This window comes from Devosia neptuniae (assembly GCF_025452235.1).
Lineage (GTDB): Bacteria > Pseudomonadota > Alphaproteobacteria > Rhizobiales > Devosiaceae > Devosia.
This window is the reverse complement of sequence record NZ_CP104965.1, coordinates 2,397,416-2,414,916: the sequence shown is the minus strand read 5'-3', so window position 1 is coordinate 2,414,916 and position 17,501 is coordinate 2,397,416. Positions and strand designations below refer to the sequence as shown.

The following is a 17,501-nucleotide window of genomic DNA, read 5'->3' as shown; positions in this document are numbered from 1 at the left end:
CACTGCGAATTGGTTAGCACACTGCTAGCGTTGAACGCCGCATTGGTGCTAGAGAAACCTTGTGCCATTGCGGGTAATTTTGTGCTCAAACAGCTCATCGACTACGGCCATAAAGTTCGCGTCCTGACGCTTCCCAAAAGCGCAGTGCCACTCCATTGCATGGCGATCAGCGCCGGCTATGAGCAGCGGCTCAACGAAGTCTATTCCTGGGACGGGCTGCAACGCGGCAGCGCACCGTTCCTCGTCATCCAGCACACCATTGTGGGGGAAGGACGGCTCGACTTCGCCGGGGTGAGGCACCAGCTGGTGCCGGGGCAAACCATGGTGCTCAGCCTGCCCCATGCCCATCGCTACTGGCTGGAGCGGGGTGGACATTGGGAATATTTCTGGATGGTGCTGAACGGCCGCGAGGCGCTGCGCCTTGCCCGCGAAATCATCGATGCCGCCGGGCCTGTCGTTACGCTGCCGCCCGGCATTATCGACCGCCTGGCCCAAGCCTGCCACACGCTGATCGACCGGCCTGGCATTTCGCCGGGCGAAGCCTCGAGCGCCGCCTATGGCGCCATGGCGGCCCTGCATGACGGGGTATTCGGCACCGACGCGGCGCCGGACTTCACCCTGCCGCCCGCCATTGCACGGGTGGTCGCCTATATCGACACCAATCTCAACCGCACGCTCAATATCGACCGGCTCGCCGCCCTGGCCGAGATGAGCCGGAGCCATTTTGTCCGCCAGTTCACCCTGGCCACGGGGCTGGCGCCCTCCAGTTTCGTGCAGGAGCGGCGCATCGAGCGGATCGAGCGGCTACTGGTCGCCACCGACATGACGATCGGCGCCATTGCCGCGCTGACCGGCTTCAGCGACGCCAACTACCTGGCAAAAGCCTTCCGCCGCTTGCGCGGCATGACCCCGCTCGACTATCGCGTCAGCCGGCGTTTGCCGACCGGCATCTGAGGGTCTCGCGCTTGCCCCAACCGGGAAAAGGGTGCAAAAGGCGTTGACGTATAGGGAAGTTCGATGACCAATCCTGTAACTCGCGATCGCCGCCATTTCGAGGACCTTGCCGTGGGCGAAGTCATCGCGCTGGGCCACACCAAGGTGACCCGCGAGATGATCACGACATTCGCCCGCGAATTCGATCCCCTGCCCTTTCATCTTGATGAAAAGGCCGCCAAGGCGTCGCTGCTGGGCGGGCTAGCGTCGAGCGGCTGGCAGACCGGGGCGCTGAGCCTGCGCATGCTGGTCGACAGCTTCCTGAGTCAGATTGCCTCGGCCGGCGGGCTGGGTTTCACCAATCTGAAATGGAAAAACCCGGTCATGGTCGATGACACGATCGGCGGCACGGTGAAAATCACCGACCTGCGCCGCTCCGCCAGCCACCCGCAATGGGGCATTGTCACGCTCGATTTCGACATCCGTAACCAGCAGGGCAAGCCGGTGCTGACCATGCGGCTGGCCAATCTGGTCGAAACGCGCAATGCGGAAGCCGCAGCATGACCCGTTGGTTCGAGAATATCGCGCTGAACGAGATATTCCCGCTCGGCAGCCACACCTTCACCGCCGACGAGATCATCCGCTTTGCCAGCCTCTATGATCCGCAATATTTCCACCTCGACCCGGAAGCCGCCAAGCACAGCCATTTCGGCGGACTGGTCGCCAGCGGCTGGCACACCGTCAGCGTCGGCCATCGCCGCATGGTCGATGCGCTTGACGCCGAAGAGCAGCGCCTGCGCGGGCTAGGTGAAGAGCCGGGCATTTCCGGGCCCTCTCCGGGCGTCAATTCCATGGACTTCAAGGTGCCGGTGCGGCCGGGCGATACGGTGAGTTATGAGCTGGTGGTGACCGACAAGCGCGCCTCCAATTCGATTCCCGGCTGGGGCCTGCTGTTCAATCGCATCACCGCCACCAATCAGCGCGGCGAGCTGGTCTATACGGCCGAAGTGGTAGGGTTTTCCAAATTGCGCGATTACCGCGTGCCAATTGGCCAGCGAGTGTTGCTCGCGCTCACCAGATGGCCCTTGATCGGCGGGTTGCTCAAGCGGCGCTCTTGAATGCGACAGCGCGCCCCTTCACTCTGCAGCTCATGCGCCGAATCGCCCTCACCGCCAGTCTTCTCGCCCTTGCCGCCACGCCCAGCTTTGCCCAGCAGGTGCAGGGCAATTGGTCTTGCCGGGACGCCAATGCCACCCGCGCCGGCATTCTGACCATCTATGGCTCGGTCTATGGCTTCGCCTCGACCACCTTTGGCGACCCGTCCTCTGGCACCGGGGCCATCATGGGCTATCAGGATGGGGTCGGCTTCAGCGACGGGCCCCTGCGCGCCGCCCGCAATGTGCAGGCCGGGCGGGTGATTCCTGATCCCAATCATGGTGTCGCCATGCAGCTGGAAACTGGCGACGCCATCGTGATGTTGTGTACACCGCGCTGAGCTGAACGAGCTTAGTCGCATTCGCGAACCCTTCCATTCATCGTCATTACCCGGCTGTCCGGGTGATCCATCTCTCAGCATCAGCCGCGGCAATGGATGCCCGGACGAGCCGGGCAATGACGATGGAGGGAATAGCTTGGAGGCGTGGAGGCACCGAAGGCTCACAGTATTCGGGCCAGCGCCGCCCTCTCACCATCCACGGAGTCAGCCCGGCGCAGACCGGAATCCAAGTCCGGGGCGCGCCGCACACATCCAGCTCTGGGATGGTCTTCAGCATGGATTCCGGCCTGCGCCGGAATGGCATCGTGGGTGATGCGGGATTGGGCCCCCTCCCCAATTCACCCCCCAACAGACGGGGACTTGAATTTCTCTCGCCCTACGCGCATTATTAACACGCGGCGCCGGGCCCCTCTGGCGAGAGTGATGATGCTCTCGCGATGTCGGAGCTGCTCCAATTTTCTCATGGAGATGGTCCGGCGATGGAATCGCTTCTTGCCGCCCTATCGGGTGATTTTCTAGGTACTCCCGTTTATTTCTGGATTGCGTTCATTACGATCGTGATCGCTCTGCTGGTTTTCGACCTCGGCGTCCTGCACAAGGATGAGCACGAGATCGGCGCCAAGGAGAGCCTGACTCTCTACGGCTTTTACGTGCTGATTGCCGTGGCCTTTGGTGGCTGGGTCTGGTGGCAGCGCGGCGCCGAAGCCGGTCTCGAATTCTATACCGGCTACCTGCTCGAACAGAGCCTGGCGATGGACAATATGTTCGTCATCGCCACCATTTTCGGCTTCCTGGCCATTCCCCGCATCTACCAGCACCGCGTGCTGTTCTGGGGCATTCTGGGCGTCATCCTGTTCCGCGCCATCCTGATCGGGCTCGGCGCGGCTCTGGTCAATGAATTCAACTGGATCCTGTTCGGCTTCGGCGCCTTCCTGGTGTTCACCGGCATCCGCATGTTCACCCACAAGGATGAAGAGCCGAACCTGGAAGAAAACCGGGTTTTCCAGTTCATCTCCAAACGCTTCCGGGTGACCAAGCAGCTGCATGGCCGCAATTTCACGGTCAAGCAGCCCGACCCCAAGACCGGCAAGATCGTCACCTGGCTGACCCCGCTGGCCGTGGCGCTGATCATGGTGGAAGTCGTCGACCTGGTCTTTGCCGTGGATTCGGTGCCCGCCGTCTTCGCCGTGACGCAGGACACCTTCATCGTCTACACGTCCAATATCTTTGCTATTCTGGGTCTGCGCTCGCTGTATTTCGCGCTGGCCGCGGCGATGAACCGCTTCCGCTATCTGCAGGTGTCGCTGGCGATCATCCTGGTGCTGGTGGGTATCAAGATCTTCCTCGTACCGCTGCATATCCATATCGATACGCTGCTCTCGCTGCTGGTCACCATCAGCATCCTGGCGGGCGGGATTATCTTCTCGCTCTACAAGACGCGCAACGAGCCCGATATCAGCGCCGAGGAGCGGCCCGAAACCGGCCAGCTCGAGCCCTAACGCTCCGGCACTGACAAATACGCTTAACGAGGCCCGGCGCATCCCCTTGCGCCGGGCCTTTCGCTTGCCCAGTCTTGCCTTAATTCCGGTTTAACGAAAAAGAAACGACCACAGGAGCCAAGGCATGGGTGCCATCCAGGAAATCGTATTCGACTGCGACAAGCCGGCCAAACTGGCCCAGTTCTGGGCCGAGATGCTCGACGGCTATGCCGTGCGGGACTATGACGAGGCCGAAATCGCCCGGCTGGCCGCGCTCGGGCTGACGCCGGAAACCGACCCCACCGTGATGGTGGATGGCCCAGGCCCCAGCATCTGCTTCCAGAATGTGGAGGGCCGGCGCTATGACAATAACCGCGTGCATTTCGACATTGCGGTGAGCGACCGCGGCAACGAGGTGGAACGCCTCAAAGCCGCAGGAGCCGAAATCGTGCGGGTGCTGCCGACCTATACGGTGATGCGTGACCCCGAGGGCAACCAGTTCTGCCTCGTCGACCAGCGCCAGGCCATGGCGGCCTAACGCTGCTGACACCGCCTGTCACGGCCCATAGCCATGCTGGCGCCAATCACAGCTTGGAGCCATGCCATGACCGTAATAGCCACCTGTCACTGCGGCCAGACCAGAATCGAACTGCCCCATCTGCCGACCTCCGCCAAGGAGTGCAATTGCAGCTTCTGCCACAGGACGGGCGCGGTCTGGGGCTATTTCGGCGAAGGCGAATTGAAGATGCTCTCGGCGACGGCGGAAAAGACCTATTCGGCCAGCGGCGGCATGAACCTGCACCATTTCTGCGCCAATTGCGGCATCCAGACCTGGGGCGATTCACCCGACTGGGCCTCGATGTACAATAGCGACGGCACGCCCAAGAACGGCGACCCCAACAGCTTCCCCACCGCGCGGACCTATGCGGTCAATCTGCGGCTGGTGGACGAACTGGATCTGTCCACCATCGTGATCGAGAAGATGGATGGGCGGAAGAGCTGGTAGGGCGGTAGCACGACCTCGTCCTTCGACAAGCTCAGGATGAGGTCTACTGAGGCTCCTACGATCTGGAAGTAGACCTCATGGTGAGCCCGTCGAACCACGAGGTCGTGGCACTTGCTCGCTACACCCGCGCCTACCATTACTCACCCACCCACAGTGTCATTCCCGCGAAAGCGGGAACCCTCTGTTGGCGATGCGAAGAAAGTAAACGGAGGTTCCCGCTTTCGCGGGAATGACACCGTGGTGAGTTAATGCCCCGCAAACGCCATCAGCGTTGAGACTTCCACGCCCTCGGCTTCGAGCTTTGCCGCGCCGCCGAGGTCTGGCAGGTCGATGACGAAGGCCGCGTTGGCCACCGTAGCGCCCGTACGCCGCAGCAGACTCACGGCGGCGATGGCCGTGCCGCCGGTGGCGATGAGATCGTCGACCAATAGCACCGTGTCGCCGGCGTCGAGCACGTCGGCATGGATCTCGATCGTATCAACGCCATATTCGAGCGCGTAATTCTGCCCGATAGTTTCACCGGGCAGCTTGCCCTTCTTGCGCACGGGGATGAAGCCGACGCCCAGCGCGATCGCCACCCCTGCCCCGAAGATGAAGCCGCGCGCTTCGATGCCGGCAACATGGGTGACGCCCAGATGGCGATGCGCTTCGGCGATCTGCTCAATGCTGGCCTTGAAGCCCTCGGGATGCTCGATCAGCGTAGTGATGTCGCGAAACAGGATGCCCTTTTTCGGATAGTCCGGAATCGTGCGCACAAGGGCCTTGAGGTCGAGCGTCATCGCAATCCTGCAAATTGGATAATTGGTCTTGGAAAAATCAGGGAGCGCGGCGGCCCATGATGTGTCGCGCGATCACGCCGGCATTGTAGGCGGCCGAGCGAGTCACCCCGATAGCCGTTTCGCGCGCCTTGGGGTTGCTGACCACCGCCCGCACACCGGCGCGCACCACGGGGTGGCGGCTGACGGTGATGGCGGCGCTGACAACGGTCACGGCGATGCGAACTGCGGACATGTCGGCGGCCTCGCGATTGATTTGGCTATTGTTACCATATTGCGGCCCGGCGCGCGCTTGGCAAGAGCCCTGAAGCCGATGTGACCGCGGCAAAAACAAAGGGCCCCCGAGGGAGCCCTTTGCGAAATCGTGTTGCGACGAGCTTAGTGCTCGATGCCCTGCCACAGCTTGCGCTTGGTGGCCCACATCAGGCCGGCAAAGGCGATGAGGAACAGCAGCACCTTGAAGCCGGTCTCCTTGCGCGAGACCAGGCCCGGCTCGGCCAGCCACATCATGAAGGCGGCGACGTCGTGCGAATATTGCTCGACCGTCATCGGCACCGGCTCCTGGCCCTCGGCGGCTTCATAGGCCACCAGATCGTCCTGCAGCGGCGGACCCATGCCGATGGAGTGGCCGGGGAAGTAATCGTTGTAATGCTTGCCCTCGGGCAGGTCGAACCCTTCGGGCGCTTCATCGTGATAGCCGTTCAGCAGCGCGTGGATATAGTCCGGGCCGCCTTCCGAGTAACCGGTGAAGTAATTGGTGATCCACCAGGGGAAGGCGTCCTTGATGCCGCGGGCCTTGGCCAGCACCGAGAAATCAGGGGGCACCACGCCGCCATTGGCGTCGCGGGCATCCTGGTCGGTCGCGAAGGGCGACGGCCAGCGGTCGGCCGCCACGGCCTTGCGGGTGCCGCCATCGGCAGTCGGATCGGCCACGTCATATTCGAGCGCCAGCGCCTTGACCTGGCCTTCGGTGAAGCCCGGACCGCCCTCTTCGGAAAGATTGCGGAACGCCAGCAGCCTTGCGCTGTGGCAATTCGAACAGACTTCGCGGAACACCTGGAAGCCGCGCTGCAGCTGGTTCTGGTCATAGGTGCCGAAAATGCCGGCAAAGCTCCAGCTTTCCTTGGGCACCGGCGGCGCGGCGCCCTCGGCAGCGAAAGCCGGCGCTGCAGCCATGCCGGCGGCGATGGCGACAGCAGCGATGATGGTCTTGAACGTCAACATTGAACCCGCCCCGCCTTTCACGAATGTGCCTTGCCGAGAACGCTCTCGGAAATGCTGGTCGGCAGGGGCTTGGCAACCTCAATGCGCGACAACACGGGCAGGATGACGAAGAAGTGGAGGAAGTAGTAGCCGGTGCACACCTTGGCCAGGGTCGTGTAGGGCTCGGCGGCTTCCTGCGCACCCAGATACGCCAGGGCGATGAAGTCGAGCACGAACAGGGCGTAGAACCACTTGAACATCGGGCGGAACGTGCCCGAGCGAACCTTGCTCGTATCCAGCCACGGCACCACCAGCAGCGCCAGCATCGACAGGCCCATGGCGATCACGCCGCCAAGCTGGGAGTTGATGAACAGCACGTTGAAGTCGATGGCGCGCAGGATGGTGTAGAAGGGCAGCAGATACCATTCCGGCACGATGTGGGACGGGGTCACCTGGCTATTGGCCATGATGTAATTGTCGGGGTGACCAAGGATGTCGGGGGCGAAGAACACGAACCACGCGAACGGGATCATGAACAGCACCATCGCGAAGGCGTCCTTCATCGTATAATACGGATGGAAGGGCACGGTATCGCGCTTGTCCTTGACCTCGACGCCGATCGGGTTGTTGTTGCCCGGCACATGCAGCGCCCAGATATGCAGCACCACGACCGCCGCAATGATGAACGGCAGCAGGTAATGCAGCGAGAAGAAGCGGTTGAGTGTCGGGTTGCCCACGGCAAAACCACCGCGCAGCAGCTGCAGCAGGCTCTCGCCCACCACTGGGATTGCCGAGAAGATATTGGTGATAACCGTGGCGCCCCAGAAGCTCATCTGGCCCCAGGGCAGCACATAGCCCATGAAGGCCGTGGCCATGGTCAGGATGAAGATAACGACACCCAGGATCCACAGGATCTCGCGCGGCGCCTTGTAGGAGCCGAAGAACATGCCGCGGAAAATGTGGATATAGAGGGCCGCGAAGAACATCGAGGCGCCCACCGAGTGGACCGCCTGGATGATGCGGCCGCCATTGACGTCACGGCGGATATGCTCGACCGAGTCAAAGGCCAGCGCCACATTGGGCGTATAATGCATGGCCAAGATAATGCCGGTGACGATCTGCACGCCGAGGCACATCACGAGGATGGCGCCGAAGGTCCACCAGTAATTGAGGTTCTTCGGCGTGGGGAAATCCATCAGGTGCTCTTTGGCAAACCTGACGACGGGCAGGCGCTCGTCGAGCCACTTTTCGGCGGCATTTCCTGGAACGTAAGTCGAATGTTCTGACATCGGAAAAGCCCCCACTAACCGATCTGGACCAGCGTATCGCTGATGAATTCATAAGGCGGCACCACAAGATTCTTGGGTGCCGGGCCGCGACGGATACGGCCGGCGCTATCGTAGTGCGAACCGTGGCAAGGGCAGAACCAGCCATCGAAATCGCCCGACTGTCCGATCGGCACACAACCGAGGTGAGTGCAATTGGCGATCATGATCAGCCATTCTTCATGGCCGGGCTTGGTGCGCTGCTCGTCGGTCTCGGGATCCTTGAGATCGGCCAGCGGAACCGCCTTGGCCTCGTCGATCTCGGCCTGGGTGCGATGCCGCACGAAAACCGGCAGGCCGCGCCAGGTGATCGTCACCGACTGGCCTTCTGGAATATTGGCGAGATTGAACTCGATACTGGCCAGCGCCAGGGTCGACGCATCGGGATTGAGCTGGTTGATCAGCGGCCAGACCACTGCCGCCGCGCCCACGGCACCAACGGCACCGGTTGCGACATACAGGAAGTCCCGCCGCGTCGTTGAATGTTCTGCTTGCGTAGCCAAGGTCACGATCCCCGTACAATACACGCCCAACGCGGCCGGTAGCGGCAGGGCCTCTCACGCATAAGCGGAATCAGCCGCCGTCCACCCTCAAGCGGCCCGTCAGTCCGGGGTTCTTTTTGCACTGTCACAGGAACTTGTCCAGTGCGGTGGGCGATGACATGGATCAACTGCGACACTATTCCCAACCCGATTGCCGCAGCAGGCCTTAAAGTGCCAAATCCGTGGCGGGGATACCGCCCTGCCCGAGGAGCCCATGCCCGTAGAACTCGCCCTCTATCAGCCTGATATCGCCAACAATACCGGCACGCTGATCCGGCTCGGCGCATGCCTGGGCACGACTATCCATATCATCCACCCCACCGGCTTCCCGTTCTCGGCCAAATCGCTGGCCCGTGCCGGGCTCGACTACCTCGACCATGCCATCGTGCGCGAGCACACCGGCTTTGCCGCTTTCGAGCAATGGCGGCACTTCGAGGGGCGACGGCTGGTGTTGCTGACCACCAAGGCCACGACTTCTGCCTACGAGGCGCAATACGAGGCCAATGACATCCTGATGGTGGGCCGCGAAAGCGCCGGAGTGCCCGACGCTGTGGCCGACGTCGCGGACCTGCGCGTGCGCATTCCGATGCGCGAGGGCCTGCGCTCGATCAATGTGGCGTTGGCCGCAACGCTTATACTGGGCGAAGCAAAAAGACAGACCGACGGGTTTACAGAGCTCAAATGAGGGTTCATTCCACTGCCACCATGACCGTTCCGACCGATATCGACGATAAAAAAGCCATAGCTGCCGCCTGGTTCCGCGCATTGCGCGACCGGATTTGCGCCGCTTTTGAACAGCTGGAGGCCGATGTAACCGGCCCCAATAGCCATCTGCCACCCGGCACATTCGAGCGTACCCCTTGGGATCGCGCCGCGGGCGGGGGCGGGGAAATGTCCATGCTGCATGGCCGGGTCTTCGAGAAGGCGGGCGTGCATATCTCGACCGTCCATGGCGAATTCTCGGCCGATTTTGCCAAGCAGATGCCGGGCACCGAGGCGGGCGCCCAGTTCTGGAGTTCGGGCATTTCGCTGATCGTGCACCCCTGGAACCCCCATGTTCCAGCGGTGCATATGAACACGCGCATGATCGTTACCGGCAAGCAATGGTTCGGCGGCGGCGCCGATTTGACCCCCGTGCTGGATCGCCGGCGCGTGCAGGACGATCGCGATAATCTCGATTTCCATGCCGCCATGCGCGCCGCCTGTGCGGATCGGCCGGGCGTCGATTACCAGCGCTACAAGGACTGGTGCGACGAGTATTTCTTCCTGCCCCATCGCAATGAACATCGCGGCATTGGCGGCATTTTCTACGACCAGCTCAATTCGGGTGATTGGGACGCCGATTTCGATTTCACCAAGGCGGTGGGCGAAGCGTTCCTCGGGATTTACCCCGAACTGGTGCGCCGCAATTACGAAACCGCATGGACCGAGGCCGACCGCAACGAACAGTTGATCCGGCGCGGGCGCTATGTCGAATTCAACCTGCTCTACGATCGGGGCACCATGTTCGGCCTCAAGACCGGGGGCAATGTGAACTCGATTCTCTCCTCCATGCCGCCCGAAGTGCGCTGGCCGTGACATGACGCTCTCCGCCGTCGAGATCATCGGCTATCGTTCGGTCCGCAAGATCCGGTTTCCGGTGCGGCAGTTGACGGTGCTGGTGGGCGGCAATGGCGTGGGCAAGACCAACCTCTACCGCTCGCTGGAACTGCTGCAAGCGGCAGCGCGTGGCACGCTGGCCGACGAGATTGCGCGCGAAGGCGGGCTGGCCTCGATCTTCTGGGCCGGCGGGAAGAATCTTTCACCAGACGGCAGTTTCGAGCCGATGTACCGCACTGACGGTTATCGCAGGGGCGAGGGCAACAGCCTGCGGCTGGCCGCGAGCTTTGCCGATCTGGGGGACGGCAGTTTCGATCCGACCTATCGGCTTGACGTGGGCTTTGCCCCGAAGGAAGCGACGGCCGCCTTTCCTAACGAGGCCCAGGTGCGTGCCGAGAGTCTTGAATGGCAGCAACGCGGCAAGACTGTCAGCCTGATGGATCGCAAGGGCGGCATGGCCTGGGCGCGCGACGCGGCGGGGCGACGCGAGCTGGCTGATGACGATATCTTGGCCAGCGAGACGGCGCTGGCCGCCTTGTCGGGGCGCTCGGAAGTTGCGCTGGTGCGGGATTCGTTGGTCGCTTGGCGCTTCTTCCACGGCTTTCGCACCGATGCGGAATCGGCACTACGCCGTCCCTCTCGCGCGGTGACGGCGCCTTCACTCGCTTCGGACGGCAGCAATCTCGGCGCCGTGCTGGCGACTTTGCACCATATTCGCGGCGACCGCATCGATCTCGACCGGGCAGTCCAGGATGCTTTTCCCGGTGCCGAACTGGTGATTCCCGAGGTCGGCGAATTCGCCAGCTTCGGCATGCGTTACGCCGAAATGCCCAAGCGGGTGTTCGCGCCACACGAACTGTCGGACGGGACGCTGCAATTCCTGGCGCTGGCGGGGGCGCTACTGTCCTATCGGCTGCCGCCCTTCATCGCGTTCAACGAGCCGGAGAACAGCCTCCATCCCAACCTGCTCCCGATGCTGGCACGACTGATCGTCAAGGCGGCGGAGCGCAGCCAGGTCTGGGTCGTGACCCATGCCCGCGACCTGGCCGACGCCATAGCCGCCGAAAGCGGCGTGTTGCCACGCGAAGTGGTGCGGAACGATGACGGCACATGGCTGGAAGGATTGAGCCAAATCGGCGAATTTGCCGACGATTGAGGGGTCGTGCCACGACCTCGTGGTTCGACAAGCTCACCATGAGGTCTACTGATAGAGTGCTGGATACCCAGTAGACCTCATCCTGAGCTTGTCGAAGGACGAGGTCGTGGCACAAACCCTGGAACCCTACCCTGCCCTGCACGTTCCCTCCCACTGCTCAAACTAGGGAGATGCAGATGAAACGCTTTGATTCGGGCTCACTGATCCCCGGCTCCACCTGGCATGCCGAGGCGGAAAGCGAAGCCGAAGTGGTGCGCCGCGCAGTGGAAAATCTCAAGACCCTGCATGGCGAAACCGATGTGCGCCCCGAAATGATCGAGCGCATCAAGGAGCGCATCGTCGATACCGACGGGCCCAAGGCGACCAAGCACTAAACTTTCGCCTGCGCCAGCAGCGCCTCCCGATCCAGGGCAAAGCCGCTGTCGATCCAGATGCGCTCAAGGCGCGCCAGTTCCTGGCCCAGAGCCGGCCCCGGTTTGATGCCGAGGCCGGCCAGATCATTGCCCGAAATCGGAAACGGCACCAATTGCACGGCGGCCAGCGAGCGAGCGGCCTCGGCCAGTCGGTCGGGCTTCCAGCCGCCTTGCGCTGCGGCCAGCGCCAGGCCTTCGACGGCCACCTCGCCAAATCGATAGGCAGCTTCATCCAGCCGGTCCTGCTCGACCATCTCAGCGGCGGCGGCCACGGTTTGGGCCGCTCGCATGACCTCGTTCGAGAGCCGCCATTGCTGTTGAACGACTTCGGCGGGCCGGTCGCCGATCAGAACGGCAAGCCGGGTGGCGGCGGTAAAGCCGCCCAATGTTTCATAGGCTTTCAGTGTTTTGACCCGATCGGCGTCGATCTCAATCAGCCCGATGGCTGCCATGGCGCCCAAGGTCAGCGCGATATCGGGCAAAGCCAGCATGCGCATGATTTCGCTGCCGACCCGCTCGGCCGACAGATGGCCCAATTGCCCGACCGCAGCGGCACAGGCCGCCAGCCCATCGGGGTCGAACTTTTCGCCGCCATGGCTGGCTGAAAAGCGGAAGAAGCGATAGACGCGCAAGCTATCTTCCGCGATGCGCGTCGCGGCGTCGCCGATGAAACGCACCCGGCCATTGAGCGCGTCATTAATGCCGCCCAATGGGTCGAACAGAGTGCCATCCGCCTCGCAATAGAGCGCATTGAGCGTGAAATCGCGGCGGGCGGCGTCCTCGGCCCAATCAGTGCCAAAGGCCACCACGGCATGGCGGCCATCGGTTTCCACATCCCGGCGCAGCGTCGTGACCTCGGCCAGGGTCTCACCCAGTTTGAGGGTCACCGTGCCGTGGTCGATGCCGGTGGGATAGTGGGCAATGCCATTGGCCTTGGCCCGCGCAATGACTTCATCGGGCGTGAGTACGGTCGCCAGATCAATATCGGGATTATCCCGCTCGCGGGCCAGCAGCGTGTCGCGCACCACACCGCCAACGGCGCGGGTGCGGCCCTTGTCGCCATCGAGTGCAGCAAAAATCGCCTGTGTTTCAGGACGCAGGAGCCATTCGGCCGCGGCCAGCCGTTCTTCCGGCTTCATAGCGCGACCTCGCCCAGCGCCAGATCGCGGAACTGGCGGGTCAGATTGGCAGTAATGCCCCAGATTGTGTGGCCATCATGGTCGATCTGCCAGGTGCTGTGCTCCCGCCCATTCCGCTTGATGCGGAACCGGCCATAGCTCTCGGTGTCCAGAATCCGCTGCAGCGGCACTTCGAACACCGAATGCACCTCGCCCGGATTGGGCACGAAGGGGCCGCTGGGCTCGACCTCGGCAACGACCGGCGTGATCAGGTAATTGGTCCCGGTGAAATAGGTGGGCATGAAGCCCAGAATGCGCGCATCCTGGCGCCGCATGCCGACCTCTTCATAGGCCTCGCGCAAAGCCGCGGCTCCGACATCGGCGTCGGCGGCATCCACCTTGCCGCCGGGAAACGCCACCTGACCCGAATGCGCCCGCAGATCCGGCGAGCGCTCGGTATAAAGCACGGTATAGCCCTCGGGCCGCCGAATCAGCGCGATCAGCACCGCCGCCGGCACGGGCGGGCGATCGAAGGCCCGCTCTGGCAGCCAATCGGGCACCAGCTGTTCGCCACCTGGCAGAGCAGGCGGGGCAGCCAGCAGCCGCGCGGCAAGTTGATCGATGACGGAGGCGTCCAGCGACAAGAGGCACCAGCAATTCAAATCGGAATGCGGAGCTTAAGCGAGCCTGCCCGCCCCTGCATCCCTTTTATCGCTGGAACGCCGCGATCGAACCGCTGAGCGTCGTGGCCAGCGATTTATCATCGGCATAGACCAGCACGCGGGTCGGATCGACCGGGCCCGGAAACTGGATGGCGCCCAAAGTGGTGGGCTCCCAGCCCAGCGGGCAATAATAGTCGCGGTCGCCCACCAGCATGACGAACTGGCCATCGCCCCGCGCCAAAGCGCGCTTGGTGACTTCGCGGGCGAGCAGCTTGCCGGCGCCGAGCTTGCGGAAATTGGGATGGGTAGCCAGCGGGCCGAGCATCCAGCCATTGATGCCGCCAATGCTGATCGGGGTCATCCAAACCGAGCCGCAAGGCGTGCCATCGACCTCGGCAACCAGGCTCAGGCTCTTGTCGATCGGAAACCGCTCGCGGATGCGAAATGCGGTGCGGGCAAACCGGCCCGGGCCAAAGGCAATAGCCTGCAATTCCTCGATGAAAGCATCATCGGCGGCATTTGCGTAGCGAACGGTGGGCGCGTGAATGGGCGAAGCGGAGACAGCAGCGGCCGCAGCCGAAGGCGCAGATAGAAGGCTCATGACATTATCCAGGATGGAATGCGTAGGACAAACCCGGCGCCGCAACAGGGCACCGCTTCAAAAGACCGCTTACGGTCGTCGTGTCACCAGCAAAACCTTTACCATCCTGGGCGCCTCCACGCCTGAAAATCGCATTAGCACCATGGGGGCCTCGCGTAAACAGAAAGGTATTGCAGCACCGAAGAAAATCAAGACCTTCGGCGGGCGCTGTGTTCGATATGCACAACGGTTCGTCACGCCATTGAGTTCTTATCCTTCCCGCCGCGCCGGTCTATGTGAATGGCAACGTATTCGGCTTGCCGGACTTAGACCTGCAAACGAGACGACAACATGACGGAAAGGGTTCGATCGTGGGACAACTGATCGACGGTAAATGGTCCACCCAATGGTACGACACCAAAAAGACGGGCGGCAAATTCGAGCGCAGCCAGGCGGGCTTCCGCAACTGGATCACTGCTGACGGCAGCGCCGGCCCATCGGGCACAGGCGGGTTCAAGGCCGAGGCCGGGCGCTATCACCTCTATGTGTCGCTGGCCTGCCCTTGGGCACATCGCACACTGATCGTCCGCAAGCTCAAGAATCTGGAAGACCTGATCTCGGTGTCGGTCGTCTCGCCCAAAATGCCCGACGAAACTGGCTGGAGCTTTCTGACCGACGAAGGCTCGACCGGCGATGACCTGCTCGGCAAGGACTTCCTGTGGCAGGTCTACACTCAGGCCGTGCCGGACTATACCGGCCGCGTCACCGTGCCCGTGCTGTGGGACAAGCAGACCGGCACCATCGTCTCCAATGAAAGCTCGGAAATCATCCGCATGTTCAACTCGGCCTTCGACGAGCTGACCGGCAATACGGACGATTATTACCCCGAGGCCCTGCGCCCGCAGATCGACGCCATCAATGCCCGCGTCTATGACGACATCAACAATGGCGTCTACAAGGCCGGCTTTGCCACCAGGCAGGAGGCCTATGACGAGGCCGTCGCCAAGCTGTTCGACGCACTGGACTGGGTGGAAGGTCTATTGGGCGAAACCGCTTATCTCACCGGCGAGACCATCACCGAAGCCGATTGGCGGCTGTTTACGACGCTGGTGCGGTTCGACGCGGTCTATGTTGGCCACTTCAAATGCAACCGCAAACGCATCGCCGATTACCCCAATCTCAGCCACTATCTCAAGGCGCTGTACGAGGTTCCCGGTGTGAAGGAAACGGTCGATTTCGACCACATCCGCACGCATTACTACTGGAGCCACATCACGATTAATCCGACGCGGATTATCCCGGTTGGGCCGGAGCTGCCGTTTTTAAAGTGAGCGCCTGCGCTTTCTACCCTCTCCCTTGTGGGAGAGGGACGGACCTGACGCGTTCAGCGGAAGGTCAGGGTGAGGGTTTGCGCCATCCCATGCTCTAGTGCCTATGGAAGCACCCCCTCATCCGCCCTTCGGGGCACCTTCTCCCACGAGGGGAGAAGGAAAGAACGGCCCCTCAATACCCCCAAATCTCCCGCTTCGGTTGCCCATCAAAATATTCATCAATCCGCTGCGAGGTCGCTGGCGTAACCCCCTGCGGCAATGCCTTGCGGTCAAACCAGCCGGCTTCGGCGATCTCGTGATTGGGCTTGAACGCGCGCTCCAGCACATGGTTCTTGGCGACATAGAAGGCCACATGGTCACGATCGGTCACGGGGCTGGCATTGTGATAGATGCCGAACAGCTCGATCGGCCCGGTGACCCGATAGCCGGTTTCTTCCAGCGCTTCGCGCCGGGCCGCCGCCTCCATGGTTTCGCCGGGATCGACACCGCCGCCGGGGAACTGCCAGCCCGGCACATAGGTATGGCGGATCAGGAACACCTTGTCCCCATCCACCAGCATGATGCGCGCGCCTATAGTCATCCTGTGCCAAAGCCCCTTGAGCGTCAGGAAGACCTTGGCGCGCACCTGCTGGAATCGATTCATCTGCATGGCTGGCTCCGTTTACGCCCTATCGGTAGCAGAGCTTTGATGACGACAAAATTGACGTTACGGGCGATTGTCCGTTTTCTTGCCCCTTTCCTTCTGGCATTACGCCCCTGATGATCACCCTTGCCCACATCTCCGACATCCATCTTTCGCCCATGCCCGAGGTCGCCCTGCGCGATCTGCTTGGCAAGCGGCTGACCGGCTTCCTCAACTGGAAGCTCAAGCGGCATGGCGAACTCAATAGCGAGACGCTGGCGCGCCTTGTAGCCCACATGCAGGGCCAGAATGCCGATTTTACGGCAGTGACGGGCGATATGACCAATCTGGCGCTCGACAGCGAAGTGGCCCGCGCCGGCGACTGGCTGCGAGCTTTGGGCAGCCCGGAACGCATCGCCGTTTGCCCCGGCAATCACGACGCCTATGTGCCCGGCGCGCTCGAAACCGCCCAAAAGGATTGGGGCGATTACCTTAAGGGCGAGACGCTGGATAGCGCGGCCTTCCCCTTCGTTCGCCGCGTGGGCGAGCTCGCGATCATTTCCTGCTCGAGCGCCGTGCCAACCCGGCCCTTCCTGGCCATCGGCCGGTTCGACGAAAAGCAGGCTGACCGGCTGGGGCGGATTTTGAAGGCTATGGGCGATGCGGGTTATTTCCGCACCGTGCTGATCCATCACCCGCCCAATGCCGAACTCCAGCATCCCTCATTCGGGCTCAAGGGACACAAGCTGTTCCGCCAGGTCATTGCCGAACACGGCGCCGAGTTGATCCTGCACGGGCACACCCACCGCTCCTCGATCCACTCCATTCCCGGCAAGAACCACGAAGTGCCGGTGGTCGGCGTCGCCGCAGCCAGCGCCGCCCAGGGCGGCACACTGGACGACCCGGCACGCTACAATCTGTTCCGCATCGAAAAATCCGGCGAAGGCTGGACCTGCACCATGCGCGAATACGGCTTCCAGCGCCTGGGCTCGGACATCGTCATGCGCCTGCAAATGCGGATCTACTAAGCGCCGATCCTCCTGTTATCGCTCGATAGGTTTGGCATTTTTGCCATTGGAGTGGCTCAATGTTCGCAGTCATTTGGCTCACCAAAATTGGCTAAGCGCGGATGGGGCCCGGTGCTGAACGCGATGCCATTTCTCGGCATTTAGCAAAGATGCGTCCCTACAGAGCTTCCTGCAGTTCCACCTCCAACGCTTGATATCGTTACTCCTCCCAGCTTCGGACATGTCGACAGCGTT

The 17,501-nt window shown here is 62.2% G+C and carries 22 protein-coding genes; 13 read left to right on the top strand and 9 right to left on the bottom strand.

What is annotated here, in order from left to right:
- The first annotated feature begins 159 nt into the window (after window positions 1-159).
- The 7 genes from N8A98_RS14610 (at window position 160) to N8A98_RS14580 (ending at window position 4,912) form a co-directional block, all read left to right on the top strand.
- Window positions 160-954, top strand: a complete 795-nt coding sequence (locus N8A98_RS14610; RefSeq protein ID WP_262166371.1) for an AraC family transcriptional regulator — start codon at window positions 160-162, stop codon at window positions 952-954.
- 63 nt (window positions 955-1,017) lie between these two features.
- Window positions 1,018-1,497 carry a MaoC family dehydratase gene (locus N8A98_RS14605; protein WP_262166369.1) on the top strand — a complete coding sequence of 160 codons (480 nt, stop codon included), beginning with the start codon at window positions 1,018-1,020 and terminating at the stop codon, window positions 1,495-1,497.
- Window positions 1,494-2,051 carry a MaoC family dehydratase gene (locus N8A98_RS14600; RefSeq protein WP_262166367.1) on the top strand — a complete coding sequence of 186 codons (558 nt, stop codon included), beginning with the start codon at window positions 1,494-1,496 and terminating at the stop codon, window positions 2,049-2,051. The genes N8A98_RS14605 and N8A98_RS14600 overlap by 4 nt, the downstream gene beginning before the upstream one ends.
- A 32-nt stretch (window positions 2,052-2,083) precedes the next feature.
- Entirely contained in the window at window positions 2,084-2,428 is a 345-nt protein-coding gene (locus tag N8A98_RS14595) for a hypothetical protein (protein WP_262166365.1), read from the top strand.
- A gap of 479 nt (window positions 2,429-2,907) precedes the next feature.
- Window positions 2,908-3,927 carry a TerC family protein gene (locus N8A98_RS14590; RefSeq protein WP_113120955.1) on the top strand — a complete coding sequence of 340 codons (1,020 nt, stop codon included), beginning with the start codon at window positions 2,908-2,910 and terminating at the stop codon, window positions 3,925-3,927.
- A gap of 124 nt (window positions 3,928-4,051) precedes the next feature.
- Window positions 4,052-4,444 carry a VOC family protein gene (locus N8A98_RS14585; protein ID WP_262166364.1) on the top strand — a complete coding sequence of 131 codons (393 nt, stop codon included), beginning with the start codon at window positions 4,052-4,054 and terminating at the stop codon, window positions 4,442-4,444.
- 66 nt (window positions 4,445-4,510) lie between these two features.
- Window positions 4,511-4,912 (top strand): GFA family protein, encoded by a 402-nt coding sequence (locus N8A98_RS14580; RefSeq protein ID WP_262166363.1) that lies wholly within the window; start codon window positions 4,511-4,513, stop codon window positions 4,910-4,912.
- Window positions 4,913-5,157: 245 nt separating this feature from the next.
- On the opposite strand, the gene N8A98_RS14575 is transcribed toward N8A98_RS14580, so the two are convergent.
- The 5 genes from N8A98_RS14575 to petA form a co-directional block, all read right to left on the bottom strand.
- Window positions 5,158-5,691 (bottom strand): adenine phosphoribosyltransferase, encoded by a 534-nt coding sequence (locus N8A98_RS14575; protein ID WP_262166362.1) that lies wholly within the window; start codon window positions 5,689-5,691, stop codon window positions 5,158-5,160.
- Between the two features lie 37 nt (window positions 5,692-5,728).
- On the bottom strand, window positions 5,729-5,923 hold the full coding sequence (locus tag N8A98_RS14570) for a hypothetical protein (RefSeq protein ID WP_162740139.1): 195 nt from the start codon (window positions 5,921-5,923) through the stop codon (window positions 5,729-5,731).
- 143 nt (window positions 5,924-6,066) lie between these two features.
- Window positions 6,067-6,912: a cytochrome c1 gene (locus N8A98_RS14565; protein ID WP_262166361.1), complete on the bottom strand. Its 846-nt coding sequence runs from the start codon at window positions 6,910-6,912 to the stop codon at window positions 6,067-6,069.
- A 17-nt stretch (window positions 6,913-6,929) separates the two neighbouring features.
- Window positions 6,930-8,180 (bottom strand): cytochrome b, encoded by a 1,251-nt coding sequence (locus N8A98_RS14560; RefSeq protein ID WP_113120950.1) that lies wholly within the window; start codon window positions 8,178-8,180, stop codon window positions 6,930-6,932.
- A gap of 14 nt (window positions 8,181-8,194) precedes the next feature.
- Window positions 8,195-8,725, bottom strand: coding sequence for a ubiquinol-cytochrome c reductase iron-sulfur subunit (gene petA / locus N8A98_RS14555; RefSeq protein WP_390888772.1), 531 nt, complete (start codon window positions 8,723-8,725; stop codon window positions 8,195-8,197).
- A gap of 247 nt (window positions 8,726-8,972) precedes the next feature.
- Between petA and N8A98_RS14550 the strand changes: the two genes are divergently transcribed.
- From N8A98_RS14550 to N8A98_RS14535, 4 genes are all read left to right on the top strand, one after another.
- Window positions 8,973-9,443, top strand: a complete 471-nt coding sequence (locus tag N8A98_RS14550; RefSeq protein WP_262166359.1) for a tRNA (cytidine(34)-2'-O)-methyltransferase — start codon at window positions 8,973-8,975, stop codon at window positions 9,441-9,443.
- Complete coding sequence (hemF, locus tag N8A98_RS14545) at window positions 9,440-10,336, top strand: oxygen-dependent coproporphyrinogen oxidase (RefSeq protein ID WP_262166357.1); 897 nt, start codon at window positions 9,440-9,442, stop codon at window positions 10,334-10,336. Before N8A98_RS14550 ends, hemF begins: the two co-directional genes overlap by 4 nt.
- A 1-nt stretch (window position 10,337) precedes the next feature.
- Window positions 10,338-11,513 carry an AAA family ATPase gene (locus tag N8A98_RS14540; RefSeq protein ID WP_262166356.1) on the top strand — a complete coding sequence of 392 codons (1,176 nt, stop codon included), beginning with the start codon at window positions 10,338-10,340 and terminating at the stop codon, window positions 11,511-11,513.
- Between the two features lie 176 nt (window positions 11,514-11,689).
- A complete protein-coding gene (locus N8A98_RS14535) occupies window positions 11,690-11,887 on the top strand; it encodes a DUF1059 domain-containing protein (RefSeq protein WP_113120946.1) in 198 nt (65 codons plus the stop codon).
- Here N8A98_RS14535 and N8A98_RS14530 read toward each other — a convergent pair.
- From N8A98_RS14530 to N8A98_RS14520, 3 genes are all read right to left on the bottom strand, one after another.
- The gene (locus N8A98_RS14530) at window positions 11,884-13,065 is read right to left on the bottom strand and encodes a CCA tRNA nucleotidyltransferase (protein ID WP_262166354.1); all 1,182 of its coding nucleotides are present in this window, start codon (window positions 13,063-13,065) and stop codon (window positions 11,884-11,886) included. The genes N8A98_RS14535 and N8A98_RS14530 overlap by 4 nt on opposite strands.
- Entirely contained in the window at window positions 13,062-13,688 is a 627-nt protein-coding gene (locus tag N8A98_RS14525) for a CoA pyrophosphatase (RefSeq protein WP_262166352.1), read from the bottom strand. Before N8A98_RS14525 ends, N8A98_RS14530 begins: the two co-directional genes overlap by 4 nt.
- Before the next feature lie 64 nt (window positions 13,689-13,752).
- The gene (locus N8A98_RS14520) at window positions 13,753-14,307 is read right to left on the bottom strand and encodes a GNAT family N-acetyltransferase (RefSeq protein WP_262166351.1); all 555 of its coding nucleotides are present in this window, start codon (window positions 14,305-14,307) and stop codon (window positions 13,753-13,755) included.
- 350 nt (window positions 14,308-14,657) lie between these two features.
- Between N8A98_RS14520 and N8A98_RS14515 the strand changes: the two genes are divergently transcribed.
- Complete coding sequence (locus tag N8A98_RS14515; RefSeq protein ID WP_262166350.1) at window positions 14,658-15,617, top strand: glutathione S-transferase family protein; 960 nt, start codon at window positions 14,658-14,660, stop codon at window positions 15,615-15,617.
- Window positions 15,618-15,789: 172 nt separating this feature from the next.
- On the opposite strand, the gene N8A98_RS14510 is transcribed toward N8A98_RS14515, so the two are convergent.
- Window positions 15,790-16,266 carry an NUDIX domain-containing protein gene (locus N8A98_RS14510; protein WP_262166349.1) on the bottom strand — a complete coding sequence of 159 codons (477 nt, stop codon included), beginning with the start codon at window positions 16,264-16,266 and terminating at the stop codon, window positions 15,790-15,792.
- Between the two features lie 110 nt (window positions 16,267-16,376).
- Here N8A98_RS14510 and N8A98_RS14505 point away from each other — a divergent pair, with 110 nt between their 5' ends.
- On the top strand, window positions 16,377-17,267 hold the full coding sequence (locus N8A98_RS14505) for a metallophosphoesterase family protein (protein WP_262166348.1): 891 nt from the start codon (window positions 16,377-16,379) through the stop codon (window positions 17,265-17,267).
- Window positions 17,268-17,501 lie beyond the last annotated feature (234 nt).